The 17,309-nt window shown below is 42.1% G+C and carries 16 protein-coding genes; 3 read left to right on the top strand and 13 right to left on the bottom strand.

Translation table 11 applies throughout. From position 1 onward, the window contains the following. Positions 1–95 precede the first annotated feature (95 nt). Positions 96–1,772: a hybrid sensor histidine kinase/response regulator gene (locus D1164_RS16395; RefSeq protein WP_119350972.1), complete on the top strand. Its 1,677-nt coding sequence runs from the start codon at positions 96–98 to the stop codon at positions 1,770–1,772. Positions 1,773–1,827: 55 nt separating this feature from the next. Here the strand turns inward: D1164_RS16395 and D1164_RS16390 are convergent, their stop codons facing one another. The 8 genes from D1164_RS16390 to hpt form a co-directional block, all read right to left on the bottom strand. Beyond that, positions 1,828–3,111: a hexokinase family protein gene (locus D1164_RS16390; protein ID WP_119350971.1), complete on the bottom strand. Its 1,284-nt coding sequence runs from the start codon at positions 3,109–3,111 to the stop codon at positions 1,828–1,830. Between the two features lie 12 nt (positions 3,112–3,123). Next, a complete protein-coding gene (locus D1164_RS16385; protein WP_119350970.1) occupies positions 3,124–4,500 on the bottom strand; it encodes an alpha-L-fucosidase in 1,377 nt (458 codons plus the stop codon). A gap of 117 nt (positions 4,501–4,617) precedes the next feature. Continuing rightward, positions 4,618–5,886, bottom strand: coding sequence for a uroporphyrinogen decarboxylase family protein (locus D1164_RS16380; protein WP_119350969.1), 1,269 nt, complete (start codon positions 5,884–5,886; stop codon positions 4,618–4,620). Positions 5,887–6,069: 183 nt separating this feature from the next. Beyond that, positions 6,070–7,854, bottom strand: coding sequence for a MutS-related protein (locus D1164_RS16375; protein ID WP_119350968.1), 1,785 nt, complete (start codon positions 7,852–7,854; stop codon positions 6,070–6,072). Continuing rightward, positions 7,855–8,547, bottom strand: coding sequence for a phosphatase PAP2 family protein (locus tag D1164_RS16370; RefSeq protein WP_119350967.1), 693 nt, complete (start codon positions 8,545–8,547; stop codon positions 7,855–7,857). Next, the gene (gene obgE, locus D1164_RS16365; RefSeq protein ID WP_119350966.1) at positions 8,547–9,536 is read right to left on the bottom strand and encodes a GTPase ObgE; all 990 of its coding nucleotides are present in this window, start codon (positions 9,534–9,536) and stop codon (positions 8,547–8,549) included. The genes D1164_RS16370 and obgE overlap by 1 nt, the downstream gene beginning before the upstream one ends. Position 9,537: 1 nt before the next feature. Further along, on the bottom strand, positions 9,538–10,110 hold the full coding sequence (locus tag D1164_RS16360; RefSeq protein ID WP_119350965.1) for an adenylate kinase: 573 nt from the start codon (positions 10,108–10,110) through the stop codon (positions 9,538–9,540). Positions 10,111–10,119: 9 nt separating this feature from the next. Further along, positions 10,120–10,662: a hypoxanthine phosphoribosyltransferase gene (gene hpt / locus D1164_RS16355; RefSeq protein WP_119350964.1), complete on the bottom strand. Its 543-nt coding sequence runs from the start codon at positions 10,660–10,662 to the stop codon at positions 10,120–10,122. Between the two features lie 113 nt (positions 10,663–10,775). On the opposite strand from hpt, the gene purE reads away from it, so the two are divergent. Together purE and D1164_RS16345 are read left to right on the top strand one after the other, a co-directional pair. Continuing rightward, the gene (gene purE, locus D1164_RS16350; RefSeq protein WP_119350963.1) at positions 10,776–11,282 is read left to right on the top strand and encodes a 5-(carboxyamino)imidazole ribonucleotide mutase; all 507 of its coding nucleotides are present in this window, start codon (positions 10,776–10,778) and stop codon (positions 11,280–11,282) included. 252 nt (positions 11,283–11,534) lie between these two features. Continuing rightward, positions 11,535–12,020: a hypothetical protein gene (locus tag D1164_RS16345; RefSeq protein WP_119350962.1), complete on the top strand. Its 486-nt coding sequence runs from the start codon at positions 11,535–11,537 to the stop codon at positions 12,018–12,020. Positions 12,021–12,140: 120 nt separating this feature from the next. Here the strand turns inward: D1164_RS16345 and D1164_RS16340 are convergent, their stop codons facing one another. From D1164_RS16340 to D1164_RS16320, 5 genes are all read right to left on the bottom strand, one after another. Further along, positions 12,141–13,841 carry a lytic transglycosylase domain-containing protein gene (locus D1164_RS16340; protein ID WP_241558294.1) on the bottom strand — a complete coding sequence of 567 codons (1,701 nt, stop codon included), beginning with the start codon at positions 13,839–13,841 and terminating at the stop codon, positions 12,141–12,143. A gap of 3 nt (positions 13,842–13,844) precedes the next feature. Next, entirely contained in the window at positions 13,845–14,459 is a 615-nt protein-coding gene (locus D1164_RS16335) for a DUF5683 domain-containing protein (protein ID WP_206611038.1), read from the bottom strand. An 83-nt stretch (positions 14,460–14,542) separates the two neighbouring features. Then, positions 14,543–15,403, bottom strand: coding sequence for a ParB/RepB/Spo0J family partition protein (locus tag D1164_RS16330; RefSeq protein WP_119350960.1), 861 nt, complete (start codon positions 15,401–15,403; stop codon positions 14,543–14,545). A 12-nt stretch (positions 15,404–15,415) separates the two neighbouring features. Continuing rightward, a complete protein-coding gene (locus D1164_RS16325) occupies positions 15,416–16,219 on the bottom strand; it encodes a ParA family protein (protein WP_119350959.1) in 804 nt (267 codons plus the stop codon). A 121-nt stretch (positions 16,220–16,340) separates the two neighbouring features. Continuing rightward, the gene (locus tag D1164_RS16320; protein ID WP_119351015.1) at positions 16,341–17,291 is read right to left on the bottom strand and encodes a bifunctional heptose 7-phosphate kinase/heptose 1-phosphate adenyltransferase; all 951 of its coding nucleotides are present in this window, start codon (positions 17,289–17,291) and stop codon (positions 16,341–16,343) included. Positions 17,292–17,309 lie beyond the last annotated feature (18 nt).

Here is a 17,309-nt window from a genome sequence, read left to right as displayed (position 1 = left end):
TCCCGGAGTACACTCAATTTTGAAATCGTTTTATTTACTGTATCGCATTTTCTGATAAAATGGATATATTCGTATTGTATTAATGGTTTTCTGTTATGAAAAAAGCGTTTGTTACTGCACCAAACAATTCCAGGGAGGAGTATGCCCGGGAAGTTTATAAGAGTTTATTTGAGGATCATATAAGGGATTTGAAGGAGATTGTTGACCAGGTATTATCGATGCCTCAGCTACCACCCGGGCTGGACAAAAAGTTGGATCAACTACTGAAAAACCTTCTGAAAGACAGGGAGCGTTATGCCGATTTTTTTTATAATGCGCCGGTATCTTATCTGATCCTTGATCGTAATCACGAAATAGTTGATGCCAATTTCCAGGCCGAAAAACTATTACAATCCAATCGCGACCAATTGAAGGGTACCGATTTTACCCGTTATATTGCTTCGGATTCTCTCGACATATATAACTTTTTAATCAAAAATCTGAAAGCTGATAATTTTGAAGATGGTTATAATCTGAAAATTGTCACGAATAACAACCATTTTTTTGCACGGTTTTTTGGCATAACCAGCGATGAAAGTTCAGATGGGGAGTATATGTTTCGTCTTGCTTTTTTTGAAATTCCGACGGAGGTGGAATTGAAGGGGAAATTTGCTGATGAATCTCGGTGGTTCAATGAAGACGTACCTTTGGATTCAGCCTTTTTGGTAAATGTGAGCCATGAGATTCGGACTCCCATGAACGGAATTATAGGATTTGCTGATTTGCTTAATCCGGAGGTTACACCTGAGAACCTTCAACGATATGTTGAAATTATACGAAGCAGCGGAAAGCGGATGCTTGATATAATTGATGATTTGATTGTAGTTTCAAAAATTGAATCGGGTGCTGTAGCTCCGGTCAAGGTGAAGACCAGTTTAAGTGAATTATTCGAATATCTTTTTGCCGTTTTTCAGCCTGAGGCGGAGAAACAAGGACTTGAATTAAAGGTAGATACATCCTTGGAGGTACGTGATGTTAGTATAGCAACCGACAAGGAAAAATTGTACGCCGTTTTTAGTAACCTGATTGGAAATAGCCTGAAATATACAGAGAATGGGCAGATCGTTTTTGGTTGCAGGGAAAAGGATAAAACGATAGAATTTTTTGTGGAAGATACCGGTATGGGAATTGCAAAAGCGGATCAGGAAAATATATTCGGTCGTTTTTCCCGTACAGGTAAAAATGGAGGCGCCGGGCTTGGACTATACATTTCACGGTCGTATGTTGAAATGTTGGGTGGAAACATTGAGGTAAATTCCGAAGAAGGGAAGGGGAGTACCTTCAGTTTTGTGATTCCGTGTGAAGATTGTGTTGAAAATGATATAGTAGAAGAATCTGCTTCGGTTTTTCTGACACCGGATGAAATGTTAAACAGACTGACTGTACTGGTAGCTGAAGATGATGAAGTGGCCCGTATTTATCTTTCCGAATTGCTGGAAAGTAAGTGTAAAAGAGTACTATTTGCAACGAATGGTAAAGAAGCTGTGGAGTTGTATAAAACCAACCCCGGCATTGATATGGTTTTGATGGACATAAAAATGCCTGTGCTGGATGGATACTCAGCAGCCATAAAGATTAAGGAACTGGATAAAACGGCATTTATTGTTGCACAAACAGCTTATGCCCTTGCAAGCGAGAGGGAAAAAGCACTGGCAGCAGGGTGTACCGATTACCTGGCCAAACCGTTAATGCAAAAAGATTTGTTTTCGGTTATATCGAAGTACCTGGCCTGATCCTTTTTTCTTTATCCCTGACAGGACTCGTAACCCTGTCAGGGATAAACTTTTATTAATTTACTATACCTGCAATGGCAGCTCCCAGCAAGCTGGAGTTTGCTACTTCAACAATCTCGTAGTGACGCTCATTTTTACCGGAAAGGAACTCCTGGAGAAAGCCTTCAAACATTTTTTGAAAATTTTTCAATTTGTAGAAAGTTGTACCTTCGATTGTCAGGAGCACTGGCTTTTCAGCCGTTTTTGCTTTATCTGTTTTTAAGATAACGGCAGCAAGATTGCCCGCCACAAGTTTGGCAGATCGTTCAATCATCCCTTCAATAATTTCGGCTGCTGCTGTTTTATCTTCTTCGGAAACCAGGGATTTTCCCAGTATATTTTCATCCGGATTGATTCCACAGACAAACTTGTTCACTTCCTCTGAAGTAAGTTCTGCTAACGCAATAATGTTATTTTTTGATGCTTCGGAAAAAACATTTTCATTGGCGGCAACTTTTAGTGCAGTAGTGCAAAGCCCTCCAAAATAACCTCCCGAAAACATTTTCTCAAACGAATAGCGTCCCGGGTTTTTGGTTTGGTTATCAAACAGCACATCAATATCAGTGCGCGGCACCTTGTCAAAGTTGCCTGATTCAATATTAATGATCTGGTTTTTCTCCAAATCGAGATTCGGTGTTTTGGTTATGTTTTTATTGGATTCAATGTAGGAAGTGTTGGTTCCGGTGCCAAGAATAAATCCAATATAGGTATCATACGATTTTGCGGCAGTGGCAGCCTGTCCGGCAAGCAGGGTAGCAACCGTATCATTCAGTAAAACCACCTCCTTTTCAGGGGTACCCATTGCTTCCAGTGTTTTCTTTCCAATCATTTCCCCAATCACTTCAGGCGCTTTTACTTCTTTGCTCCACTCAACCAGTTTTCCGTCCTTGTTGGGAAACATTTCAACTGCATAAGAAAAACAGAAACCTATTTTTTCCGACTCTGCTTTGTATTCTTCCAGGAATTCTGCCATTTTTTCGAAAAATTCCTCTTTTGATAATTCTTTATCAACAGCAGGCATACTCGTGTTTTTCAGGTTTTCTGTTACCAGTTGCATTTTTTCGTCGAAGTAAACCTTCGCAGTCCTGAAGTTGGTTCCGCCCGCATCAACGGCAATTACCGGCAGATTAGGTTTTAGTTCCTTACCGGTTTCGATATAAGTGGGAATCATCATCAACGAACTTTCCTTGTTTTGCAAGCCTGCGTCCATATCACGTATAAACAGGTCGGTCAGTTTTTGAATATCTATTTCCGAAGCTGTTAGCTTGTGGTCCTTTAAAAATTGTTTTGCTTTGCTCATTATTATTTGTTTTTATTCAACATTTTCAATTCTAAATACCCAGGCATATTGACTGGGATTGGTTAATGGAGAAAGTGATGGAGGAGTAATTGATAATGTATTTCCCGATTTTTTAGCCCGTATTTTACCGTCAAAACCAAGGAGCGAAATTTTTTCAGCCTTTTTTATTCCTTTTACTAAAACTGGTTTTTCAGGAAATTCAGTACATATTACATATAGGTTGTTCCCTTTTTTTGTGAAATATACATTTGGGGAATTATTGTTTGTGGCTCCTTCCCATTTGCGGGTTCCATAAATGGCATCTCCGTTAATAGTGAGCCAGGTGCCCATGTCGAGAAGGCGTTGCTGCTGAATGACCGGAATTCGACCGTCGGAAGTTGGCCCAATATCGAGTAGCAGATTGCCGCCGGCAGCTACTTTTTCAATAAGCAAGTCCACCAGTTGGTCAGACGTCATATAATTATCAAGATCCTCTATTTGATTGTATCCAAAAGAAGTGCCGATTCCACGGCACTCTTCCCATGGTTGTTGAACATCTCCAATGCCAACATTTCCGTGTACCTGATCATATTCGGTTGTATAATAACCGCCATGGACCCCCCGGGTTTCTTTCCCCCAGCGATCGTTCACAGCTATACGATCTTTCACCGGAGATTCATTATACAGCCAGGAGAGGAATTCAGTACTTTTCCACTTTTCACTTGGATGATCCCATTCACCGTCGGTCCAGAGAATGTCTGGTTCATAGCGGGTGACCAAATCTTTCATTTGCGGAATCATGTGGTCGTCTACATATTTTTCAAGGTTATTGTGGTACAGAGGATTATACCATTCATAAAGAGAATAATAAAATCCCATGTGCAGCCCGGCCCTTTTTACGGCATCGGTCAGGTCGCCACACAGGTCACGGTGCGGGCCAATATCAACACTGTTCCAGTTCCAGCTTTGATCACTTGGCCAAAGTGTAAAGCCTTCATGATGCTTAGAGGTAAGTACAACATATTTGGCACCTGCTTTTTTAAACACATCGGCCCAGTGATTCGGATTAAAATGTTGCGCTTTAAAACCGGCTGCAAAATCCTGGTATTTAAAGTTTTCACCATACATGTTGTTGTGGTATTCACGAAACAGTTTGCCAGCGTCGGTGTCACTATTGATTTTACTCCAGTACCATTCAGAATATTTGGCATAAATACCGATGTCAGCATCGGCAGGTGCCCAGGCGGGTACAGAATAAACGCCCCAATGGATAAAAATTCCAAACTTGACATCTTCGAACCACCCCGGAACGGGCCTGCTATCAATAGACTCCCAGGTAGCGTCGTATTTCTGCGCGCTTAAGTAATTAAAAAACAATAAGAAAAGGATTATTCCCGGTACTTGTTTCATTTTAGTTGGTTTAAAAATAAGTGAACAATATAAAATGTTGTTAAGTTCAAATTCTGTTTAATATATGCTGCGAAGCTTGAGTCGTTTCATTCTGTGTTGAATTCTGCCTGGCGTCGGTCAATTTCTTCCTCTTCCGTTAAACTCCTTTATTGCCTCAAGCATAGCCACTATATTTTCTACAGGTACATTGGCCTGTATATTATGAACTGTATTAAAGATGAAACCACCGTCTTTAATAAAAATTTCACAGTTTCTCAGCACCTGCTCCCTTACTTCCTGAGGAGTTCCGAAAGGTAACACTTTTTGTGTATCTACTCCGCCTCCCCAGAAAACAAGGTCTCTGCCATATTTTTCTTTCAGTTTTTTTGGTTCCATACCGGCGGCATTGATTTGTACCGGGTTTAGAATATCGAATCCGGCCCGGATAAACCCTTCAAGAAATGGTTCCACAGCCCCGCAGGAATGTTTAAAGGTTTTCCATTGTGTGTTGTAGTGAATCCAGTCGTTCATTTTTTTATAGTAGGGCAGCCAAATTTCTTCAAACTGTTCCAGCGAGCAAAAAGTGGAATCCTGTGTACCGAAATCGGTTCCGCACATGAATACGGCATCCACTTTGTTTCCTACAACCGCATAAATACGACGCAGGTTTTCAATAGCAATTTCAGCCTGCTTTTCGAAGATTTTTTTAATGTGTTTCGGACGGCTGATGGTGCTCATGTACCACTCTGCCACATCACGAATACCTTTAGGATTGCGCAGTTGCATTCCCGGAACCAGGGCAATATCACCGAGCGCGGTCCCGCCAAAAGCTGCAACAACCGCCTTCCCTGAGAAGTAAGCTTTATCAATTTCTACCCGCCAGTGTTCCAACTCCTGATCGGAAATCAGTCCAAACTCTTCCAGGTTGTCTTCTGCATTTAACTTCTCCTCCTCAATGGGATTCTGTCGGATAATAGCATCGAAAAAATACCCGGTTTTAGGCATTCGGGCTGAGGGCGGGATAGAAGTGTCGCCTTCGGGATGCATCAATACATCCCCATCTTCGCTGTAGGAAACATTAAAGTTCATCGGTACCATTACCCGCTGTCCCCAAGGGGTTTTCCACTCTTTATAAGGACCATGGTTGTTAAATCCGAACATATTGTTTTTTCCCCAGGCACCGATTACGTCGATGCCGATGGAGTCAATCAGTTCCCAGCCTACTTCACCCAGCATTTGGAATGGTTCAATCACACGAATGGGTTTTCGCTGCAATCCAAAATGCCTGCGCAATCGCGAAATGGCATGTACGTGAATACCTGTCACCGCTGTAGAGCCAAAGTCGATGACCACGCGATCGGGTTGCCGGTGATTTATGGCTTTTAAAAATTGTTCTTTTGAGTTCATATTTGTTGTTTTATTTTCCGGTTTCGAAATGATTACTGTACTCTCTAATATCTACTTGTAATTCTGCGCTTACAAATTTGCGTAAATTTGCAATGAATTTTGAGCAAATCTGCTACATAACAGGTTTTATCCTGTACCCTCCGCCCGATAAACATTGACTCGATTTCTGCATATATTTGTCACCTAAATTATTCCCATCTTTTTCATTAAAAAGGTAGCATTCATGGTTTGTGTAACGCCATCGGTGAGAAGATAATCGAAAATCATTTCGTTATTTTCCAGTTTTATTTCAAAGCACTTGTTGAATACCATTTGCGGGTATTCGTTCTCCATTTCACTGATTTTTAAATCGTGGGTTGCAATGAGGGCCACCGCTTTTAATTCCAGCAATTTTCGAATTAATTCCTTTGAGCCGTTTAACTTATCCACCGAGTTTGTTCCTTTCAACATCTCGTCGAGAATAACAAAAATACGTTCACCATTCTCCAACCTGTCCAGCACTGCTTTTATTCTTTTCAGTTCGGCAAAAAAGTAGGACTCGTCTTTTAACAGGGAATCGGTTGTCCGCATGTTGGTGTACACTTTCACCGGGGTAAAGACAAACTCCTGCGCGCTAACCGGCGCTCCTGTGCGCCCAAGTATCAGGTTGACGCCCACTGTACGAAGAAACGTGCTTTTGCCTGCCATGTTGGCCCCGGTAATAATTCCCACTTTCGACCAGCCGGTTATGGACAGGTCGTTGCAGACCCTTTTCTCTGCATGAAGCAACGGATGCCCCAGTTGTTTGGCGTGGAAAGTAAAACCACCTTCATGAATTTTTGGGTAAATGAATTGTGTTTGATTGTATGCCAGGTTGGCCAGGCTAATCAGTGCATCGGTTTCTGCAATAACATCAAGCCACGCGGTAAGCTTTTTCCGGTTTTTCCGGTGCCAGTCCCAGAGCTTATAAACACAGCGGACATCCCATAAAAATATAGAATTGAGTAGTATGGTAACCACCACGTTTTGCCGGTATTCAAACTGGCTGACCAATTTTTTTAAATGACGGAAAATATGACTTGCCCGGTCAGGGTTGCGCACTTTTTTTTGAAGTTCTGCCAGGTAGGGCGCTTTAAAATCCCGTTCTTCAATAAACTCCAGCAGTTGCATGTACTTTCCCAGTAATTCCGATTTTCTTCCAAAAAACTGGTAATACTGTGTTATCCTTTTTGTCATGGAAAACAGCAACCCCCACTGGATAAAAATCATCAGAAACAGTAAAAGGTTGGTCATTCCCAAAACGGCAGGGATTATGGAAAGGATAGTCAGCACCGGAATGACAACGGTAAGCAGGCGGATTCCGGCGGAGCGGTTCAGGTTGAGAGAGGTCTCCGACCATCTCCTGATCTCTTCATTTAGTTCGGCCGTTTCTTTAAACAGGTGTCCGTTTGCCAGAAAATACAGCCTCCAGTTGGGAATGGCCGAAAGTTCGCGGATGGCTTCCTGTTTTTGTTCTATTTCTGACTTGGTCAGCGGAGGATTTTGCAGCCAACCCGCTAACCGCTGCCGGCCACTTAGGGTGGAAGTGCGGTTGATAAACTGAAACAGGGAGCCTTCGCCAAATAAATCCAGGTCGTATGAATTGAAATGAGAAGTGTCCAGAAAATCTTCCCCGTTTTCAAAATGGCTGAACCGGTGCTCCAGCGCAAGAAGTTCGTCTTCGGTAATTTTTTTCAGTACCTGGAACTTCTTTTTTTGTTTTTCAAGCTGAATATTCTTTTTCACTAAAAAGAAGAAGGTGGCTGCAGGAATTAACGATGCCACCACTGTTAACCATCCGTTCCAACCCCAAACTGTCAGAGGGATAAAAATCAGTAGAAAGGAAGTAAGCCGGTACCAGGTAAACCGTTTTATCTGAAATGAAACGGATTTTAATTTAAAGGAATACGTGCTTGCCTTTTGAGAATAAAACGTATACGATTCGTTCATCTATAAGTAATTATAGCGGTGAAGGATAAAAGCCATTATAAAAATGGTAGCTGTCAGGATGGAAAAAACAAGCAATATTGTTCCCATTTGCAGGGGCAAAAGGTTGGTTGTTTCAATTTTTGGGTTTCGGAACAGAAAAAAGTGGATTTCAAGAAACATAAGCGCTTTGTATGTTCCCATTCCGATGAGCCAGCCAAGCAAAGCGCCGCCCAGAATATCGAGCGGGTAATGCACACCGGAATAAATGCGTGAATAGGAGACAACCACTGCCCATAAAAGAATTAGAAACCAGTAGCCCCGGTTGCGGAACAAACGGGTGGTAAAAGCAAAAATGGCAAAAACATTGGCGGCATGCGATGAAACAAATCCGTGTAACCCTCCTTTCCTCAGTACATTATGTACATGTCCTTCCAGCTCAGGATTGTGTACGGGCCGTAACCGTTGAATTGTTTCTTTCAGCAATACAGACAGCTGGTCGCTAAAAAGGATTGTTATGCTTAACAAAAGCAAAACAAGCCACCATTTACTTTTATAAATTTTAAAAATAAAAAACAGGATTACGGCGTAAAACGGAATCCAGGTTTCTTTGCGGGTGACCATCAGCATGATAGTATCCCAGAAATCGCTGTGAAAACCGTTGAGAAATAAAAAAAGTTCCGTGTCGAATTCTAATATTTTTTGTAATAAATCCATTAACTATTCAAAATTTGCCAGATTTTGTCTTTTAACTGCGGGATGTTAAATCTTGTTGCCGATGAAAAAAACAGATGCGGTACATCTTTTAGTTCAGTACTGATTTCCTTACTCAACTCTTCGTCAAGCATATCGGACTTGCTGATAGCCAAAAGCCGCTGTTTGTCGAGTAGTTCGGGATTGTATTTTTCCAGTTCGTTAAGCAGAATGTGATACTCTTTCAGGTGGTCCGGGCTGTCGGCCGGAACAAGGAACAGCAGCATCGAATTGCGCTCAATGTGACGCAGGAAACGTAATCCCAGCCCTTTTCCCTCATTGGCCCCTTCAATTATTCCGGGGATATCAGCCATTACAAACGATTGCTCATCGCGGTAGTTCACTATTCCAAGGTTGGGAGTGAGGGTTGTAAAGGGGTAGTCTGCAATTTTGGGTTTGGCCGCTGAAACAACCGACAACAGCGTCGATTTTCCCGCACTGGGGAAACCTACCAAACCTACATCGGCCAACACTTTTAGTTCCAGTATTTTCCATCCTTCCTGACCGGGTTCTCCTGGTTGGGCGTAGCGCGGTGTCTGATTTGTAGAGGATTTAAAGTGGTCGTTTCCCAGTCCGCCCCGGCCGCCTTCCATCAGTGTTTTTTGCTCGCCATGTTCTGTAATCTCAAACAAAAATTCACCGGTTTCTCCATCACGGGCAATAGTTCCGAGCGGAACTTCAAGGATAATGTCTTCTCCGTCTGCTCCGAATTTACGCTGTGCACCGCCGGGATTTCCATTCCCGGCCTTAACATGTTTACTGTATTTCAGGTGAAGCAGGGTCCATTTATGCTGGTTGCCTTCGAGAATTATGTGCCCCCCGCGTCCACCGTCGCCGCCATCGGGACCTCCTTTCGGGACAAATTTCTCGCGTCGCAAATGAGCCGAACCGGCTCCACCGTGCCCTGATTTACAGTGTATCTTTACATAATCGACAAAATTCGATTCTACCATTTTATATATTCTCCGCTACTTCCTTTAATCGTCCTGCAATATCGCTAATACTCCCCATTCCGTTTATTCCGAAATGTTTTCCCTGCTTTTTATAATACTCAATTAACGGCAAGGTTTTTTTGTTATAAACATTGATTCTGTTTTCAATAACAGACTGGTCCTGGTCGTCGGCCCTTCCTGAAATTTTTCCTCGTTCCAGCAGTCGGTCTATAAGCTCTTGTTTTTCGACTTCCAGGCTTAACATTCCCGAAACGGGCGTTTTGTTTTCGTTTAACAGGTTATCGAGTGCTTTGGCCTGATCGACTGTTCGGGGGAAGCCATCAAAAATAAAACCTTTGGCATTTTGGTTTGCATCCAGTTTACTTTTTATCATTCCAATAACGACTTCATCGGGAACCAGTTCCCCTTTGTCCATGTTTGCTTTTGCCTTCAATCCAAGTTCTGTTCCGGCAGCTATTTCGCTGCGCAACAAATCTCCGGTGGACAGGTGAATTAAACCGAAAGAATTAATTAAAAACTCGGCCTGTGTGCCTTTTCCTGCGCCTGGAGGACCAAATAATACAAGATTCAGCATATTGTTTTGTTATTCGTTAATAATAGAGAAAATGTCTGCAAGGTTTCGCCCCTGTCCATCGTAGTCGAGGCCGTAGCCCACAATAAAGTCGTTTGGGATTTCCATCCCAACATAATCTAACTGCACTTTCTTTATTAGTGCATCGGGTTTCAACAACAGCGTTGCTATAATCACTTCGCGCGGATTCAACTGCCGCAACTGTTCCTGAATATTTTCGATGGTTATCCCGCTGTCTACAATATCTTCCAGTACTACCACCGTACGCCCTTCAATATTTTGACTTAATCCGATGAGTTGTTTCACTTCGCCAGTAGTTTTATCACCTTTGTATGAAGCCAGCTTTACAAATGAAATTTCAGCTTCAACCGACTCCATTCTTTTAAATAAATCGGCCGCAAACATAAACGATCCATTCAATATGCAAATGAACAATGGTTGTTTCCCTTTCAGCTTTTCGTTCAGAGAATCAGCTATTTTTTCAACTGCGGAAAGGATTTTTTCATGAGAAATAAAAAGTTTAAAGTTTTTGTTGTGAATTTTGATTTTTTTCATTCGTGGAAAAAATTATTTTTATAAGTAGCTTTTATGCTGTATTTTCGCCTCAAAATTTTGATGCCACAAAATAACAAAACAAATTGATTAACTAAAAATATAAGATAGAAAAGATGGAAGCAAAAGTAAGCATTATCATGGGGAGTACGTCCGATTTGGATGTGATGTCGAAAGCGGCAAAGTTGCTTGATGAGTTTGAAATACCGTTTGAAATGAATGCCCTTTCGGCACATCGTACACCGGAAGAAGTAGAAACCTTTGCAAAAGGAGCTAAGGATCGTGGTGTGAAGGTGATAATTGCCGGCGCCGGAATGGCAGCACACCTGCCGGGTGTGATTGCCGCCATGACCCCGCTGCCGGTAATCGGGGTTCCAATAAATGCCAGTTTGGCCGGGTTCGATTCTATTTTGGCTATTCTGCAAATGCCTCCGGGAATTCCGGTCGCCACAGTTGCCGTAAACGGCGCCATGAATGCAGCTATTCTTGCTGTACAAATGATGGCTACCGGCAATGATGAATTGATGCAAAAAATGATTGGCTACAAGGAGAGCCTGAAACAGAAAATTGTAAAGGCCAATCAAGAACTTTCGGAAGTAAAATATAAATTTAAGACGAACTAACCTGGTTCGCGCAAAACGTACTAAACGTATTTCTATGGGATTACTGCCCCCCGAGGAGAGGGGCAGTAATTTTTTTTTGTTTCTGCGTGTCGGGTCTTGTGACGGCAAAATGTGGAACAGATATATTTAGTTAGACGCAGTTAACCCGGTTGCATAATTTGGAACATTATCATAATCAGATGACAAATTGAGATGTTTGGCAGGGTGTTAAAATATTGACAACAAGTTGAATAATATATAAAATATTACAAGATGAAAAGAATAATTCTAATTGCTGCAGTTTGTATTATTTCTACAAATTTATTTTCGCAGACTTACAAACTGGAAACTATTTTTTCGGATAAAGTAAGCGAAACGTATCTTTCTCATTGGAAGGTTATTGAATCAACCGAGGAGAATAATATCAACACATTTTCATTGTGGGGGTATCAACTTTATTTTGATGACTGGGCTAAAGGAGCTTATGAAACGAAATATTTCAAAGGAAACGCAAAAGAAACATTTCGTTTTTTGACAGAAATTAACCAGTTCTCCGAAGAATATAAAAATGAGGATAAAGTGGTAACGCACATTCAGGGTGTACAAGTGAGGACTATGAAACAATTAGGATTTAAATACACTTTGGTGTATGACAAGGAGAATAAAGTCGTTTGTATGTTCAATCAAAAACAATGGCAGGAAATGCTAAATCAATTTATTTCATATTGTGACGAAATGCGCATTGACTATAAATTGTAATGCCCGCAAGAATCTGCAGGGACTTTGGCTTAAAAATTTAGGAATGGGTAAATTCTTTGAAGGGTTTCCCCATTTTTTTAGCCACCTCTTAAAATATATCTTTTTCGGTACCCGAAAAGGTTAGATGTTTCCTTTGGGCTTAATTTTTAGTTTCTGTCCGATGGTCAGGTTGGTGCCGTTACCGAGGTTGTTAAGTCTTACAATGTCGTCGGGCGAGATTCCGTTGTGCCGTTTGGCAATATCCCAAATGGTATCGCCATTTTTAACGGTGTAATATTCATAATTGGGATCCAGTGGTTTGGATTGCTGCTTGTTGCTGCTTGAAACACCGGCAGATTTCCCGATGGATGCCTGTTTCTGGGAAAAGGTCATGGAATTTATTTTCTCGTATTTCTCCTTTTGATCTTTGGGGACATAAATTACCAACTTTTGTCCTGCGCGAATCAGGTTTCGGTGAATATTGTTCCAGTACTTTAAATCGGAAGTACGTACCCGGAACCACGATGAGATAAAGCCCACATTATCGCCTGTTTTTACCGTATATAAAATTTTGGCTTTTCCTTCCACGTCAGCCGGAGTAAAATAATTGGAAGAAGGACTGGAAGGGCTCACCAGTGTATTGTCCGGAAAATATTTTTCACGTTCGTAGGCAAAAACTGCAGTATCCAAATCAATAAAATCCATAATTTTTTGAGTGGGGAGGGTGAGGGGATAGGGTTTACCGGGTTTAGCCGGAATTACATCCCTTCGGTACATGGGATTTAATGAACGCAATTGTTCTTTTTCTATGTTGAGCGTTGCTTCCAGTTGGTTAAAATGCAGGAAATCATGAATGAAAACAGTATCCGTTTTTAATGGCATTTCGGGCATTCGTGGTTGCAGGTTGTGCTCTTTGTAATAGTTCATAACGTAAACAGCCGCGACAAATGCAGGCACGTAGCCGCGGGTTTCGCGTGGTAGCCTGTAATAAATTTCCCAGTAATTGCGCTTGTTTCCCGCCCGGCGAATAGCCCGGTTTACATTGCCGGGGCCGCAATTGTATGCGGCAATAGCAAGGAACCAGTCTTCATACGTATCATACAGGTATTTAAAATATTTTGCTGCTGCTTCTGTGGATTTTAATGGATCGCGGCGTTCATCCACAAAACTGCTGATTTCCAGCCCCATTTGTTTGCCGGTTCCATACATAAATTGCCACAACCCGTTGGCGCCTGCCCGCGAGAGAGCCTTGGGATTCAGGGCCGATTCGATGATGGGAAGGTATTTCAGTTCGAGTGGCAGATTGTAACGGTCAAGTGTTTCTTCAAAAATGGGAAAGTAGTAGGCTGAAAGCCCAAGCATCACTTCTACCAGGTCGCGTCTTTTTTCGGTATATAACTGGATGAAGTTTTTAACCACCTTGTTGTACGACAGGTCAATAACCTGTTGCGTTTCTTTCAACCGGGCTATGTACACGGAGTCGGGTAGATTGGTAGGGTAAACATTGGTGAAACGGACCTCGGAAGAATCAAAGTGAAACATATTTTTGATATACCATGTATTCACCAGACTATCCATTTTTTCTGAAAAAATATCGTTCAGGTCTTCATCCGGGATTGAAATATTTTCAAGTGAAAGGGTGTCGGAACTAATTTGCGAAGAAGCTGTAATTGTTGAGTCCTCAGGAACAGAAGCCGGAGCAATCCTGGCTATCAGTTCAGGTTCCAGATTTTTTATAGGGGGCATTTCCACTCTTGGTCTTCCGGACTCCTGCGCCGCCAGTATTTGTGTAAAAAAAACAATTATCAAAGTTCCAACATACGTCACCAAAATCTTCCACATACTTCAAAAATTAAATCTAAAATTAACGCAATAAATAAAATTATTATCGATATTCAACATCGAAGGTTGCCAGTTCATGGTCAAATCATCCCCGATATCAAAATCGAAAAGATGGGCATCAACACTGGCATCGATAATATTCAGCCCGTAAAATCCGACAATACTAATAAATAATAAGTCGCGGTTACGCCGGTAATAATCCTGTTGTTTGGAAAGTGCGGTTTTTAGATTATTGAATTGGGTTGGATTGTTCAAATCGTAATTGTTTCGTCTTACCGCTTCTATTTTCAGGTAATCCTGTGTTTCCGGATCATCGTCGGTAAGATGCCGGTATCCTGTTCTAAACAATTGGTAGTTTTCGTTATTCCAGTCGATAAAATACCCGATAGCTCCAAAGCCGATGTAAATGATTGGGATTTTCCAGTATTTTTTATTATACGCCTGTCCCAAACCCGGGAGGATAGCTGAATAAATGGTTGCTTTCCGGGGCGAGTGTACTTTTTCCTCTTCTTCCACCGGAGGGAGTTTTTTCACTGTTTTCAGGGTATCAGTATCCACCAGTTGCGCCTGGAGGTTAAGTACCGCCAACAACTGGATTACTATCAGTATATTTTTCAACAGATACCCTCTTTTAATCACGCTTCGTAATTTTTTGCCCAAAAATAGAAGTTTCATTGCAGAGAGAACCAGGAAGGGGTGTTTTATTTATTGTTTTCAATTATTTTAACAATTCGTTCAAGGTCATTTCCTGATTTAAAAGGAATTACAATTTTCCCTTTGCCTTTTTCATTCACCGAAATACCAATACGCGATCCCAGCAATTTTCCCAGTTGCCCTTTGTAATCCCTGTATTCCTTAGGTAGTTCTTTTTTTCTGGATTGATTTTGTTGCAGGCCTTCTTCGTCGAGGCTCCGCACAATTTCCTCTACTCTTCGAACCGAAAAGCCGTATTTTACGATTTGCTGGTAAATCATTTCCTGCACATCGGCATCTTCTATATTAATAAGCGCCCGTGCATGTCCCATGCTGATCTCTTTTTCGCGCAGCGCCTTCTGAATTATAGCCGGAAGCTTTAGTAACCGAAGATAATTGGCAATTGTGGAACGTTTTTTACCTACCCGTCCGCTCAGGTCTTCCTGTGTAAATTCAAGTTCGTCCATCAATCGCTGGTAACTGAGCGCAATTTCGATGGCATCCAAATCTTCGCGCTGAATATTTTCTACCAGCGCCATTTCCAGCATTCCGTCATCTTTGGCGTGGCGGATGTAGGCCGGGATAGTTTCCATTCCGGCTTTTTGTGCGGCCCTGAAGCGGCGTTCACCTGCAATAATCTGAAAGCTGTCGGATCCGTTTTTTCGCAGGGTAATAGGTTGAATGAGCCCTATCTCCCGGATGGATGCCGCCAGTTCTTCAAGCGACTCTTCGTCAAATTTTGAGCGCGGTTGAAAGGGATTCGCTTCAATTTTAGTAAGTTCAATTTCGCTGATACCGGCCTGCTTCATTTTCTCCGCATCGTCGATAAGCGCTCCCAAGCCCCTTCCCAGTGCATTCCTTTTTGCCATAGCCCAATAATATTAACTGTTAATGATTTTACTTTCCTGCGCCATGCGCGTCATTCCGTTTCGTTGAAGAATTTCACGGGCGAGGTTCATGTGGTTGATTGCTCCCCGCGAACTGGCATCATAAAGTACCACCGGTTTCCCGTAACTTGGCGCCTCGCTTAACTTTACATTTCGCTGAATGACTGTTTCAAAAACCATGTCCTGGAAGTGACGCTTCACTTCTTCATAAACCTGGTTCGAAAGGTTCAGTCGTGAGTCGAACATCGTCAGAAGAAAACCTTCAATTTCCAATTCAGGGTTGAGCCGGTTCTGTATAATTTTAATGGTATTCAGCAGTTTTCCCAATCCTTCGAGCGCAAAATATTCACACTGCACCGGAATTATTACCGAATCAGATGCTGTAAGTGCATTTACGGTAATCAGACCAAGCGAAGGAGAACAATCGATAAAAATAAAATCGTAGGTGTCTTTTAGTTTTTCGATCGTCCCACGAAGTATTTTTTCCCGGTTGGGCATGTTGAGCATTTCAATCTCGGCACCTACCAGGTCGATGTGAGAAGGAATGATATCGAGGTTGGCTACATCGGTTTTGAGAATAACCTTTTCCGGATCAATCTCATCCACAATACATTCATAAATACTCGACTGCACATTTTTAACATCAAACCCGAATCCTGAGGTAGAGTTTGCCTGCGGATCAGCATCAATTATCAGTACTTTCTGTTCCAATACAGCCAGGCTCGCCGCCAGGTTAATGGTGGTAGTGGTTTTTCCTACCCCTCCCTTCTGGTTTGCCAGAGATATAATTTTTCCCATTAATTTTTTGTTTTAATGAACGGTTTCAAATTTAATAAATTAGCCTTAACCACATAAAGGTATTTTTTGACATCGCTCGTTAGTAACTGATTAAGACGCTGGAATTGAGCAGTTAAAAAGTTTATATTTTTTGTGATTTCATTATCTGTATCAATTGATTCTTGTCGACAGTAACCACCCCGGGGCTTTCGCAAACCAATCCGCCGGCTATATTCGACATCAGTGCCATAGTTTCATGCGCTAATCCGGCGGCCATTGTAAGTCCGGCCACCGCAATGACCGAATCACCTGCTCCCGAAACATCAGAAATGTGGCGGATTACAGCCGGATAATATTGTTCTTTCTCGCCGTTGCTGATAAAAACCCCTAACTCCGAGAGTGTAATAAAAATAAGTTTGAAGTTCTGTTTTCTTCTGAAAACATGGGCCGCTTCCCGCAAGGCCTCCAGGTTTCCTTTTTCAAGGGCTACACCGGTCCCTTCCATAAACTCCTTAAAATTGGGTTTGAAAAGATCGATGTTCCGGTAGTGGTGGAAATTTCGTTTTTTAGGGTCGGCGGCAACGGGAATCCCCTTTTTCTGCGCAACATTGTTTATTTCTTCAAAAAGACCGGGAGTAATCACCCCTTTGTCGTAATCCACAAAAATGATAACATCGACTTTGTTGGATTCGATTTCTTTTTTTATTCCGTCAGCCAGCATCTGCTCAATCGATGCATCAATTAACCCGGTAGATTCCTCGTCAACCCGAGCAATGTGTTGTCCTTTCCCGATGATACGGCTTTTTACGGTAGTAACCCTATTGGGATCCATAAAAATTCCGTGTTCCGGCAGGTTATTCTTCCGAATCATTTTTTGGAATTTACGCCCTTTGTCATCGTCGCCTATTACGGAAAACAATACGGGAACAGCGCCCAGCGCACTGATGTTTAAGGAGACATTGGCAGCGCCGCCCAGCCGGCTTTCGCGGTGTGTGACAGAAACAATAGGAATGGGAGCTTCGGGAGATACCCGATCTACCGTGCCCCACATATAGGTATCAACCATTGCGTCGCCAATAACAATTGCACGCATTTGGTGGAATTGTTCAAA

This window comes from Mariniphaga sediminis (assembly GCF_003573545.1).
Classification (GTDB): domain Bacteria; phylum Bacteroidota; class Bacteroidia; order Bacteroidales; family Prolixibacteraceae; genus Mariniphaga; species Mariniphaga sediminis.
This window is presented reverse-complemented; position numbering and strand designations above follow the sequence as displayed.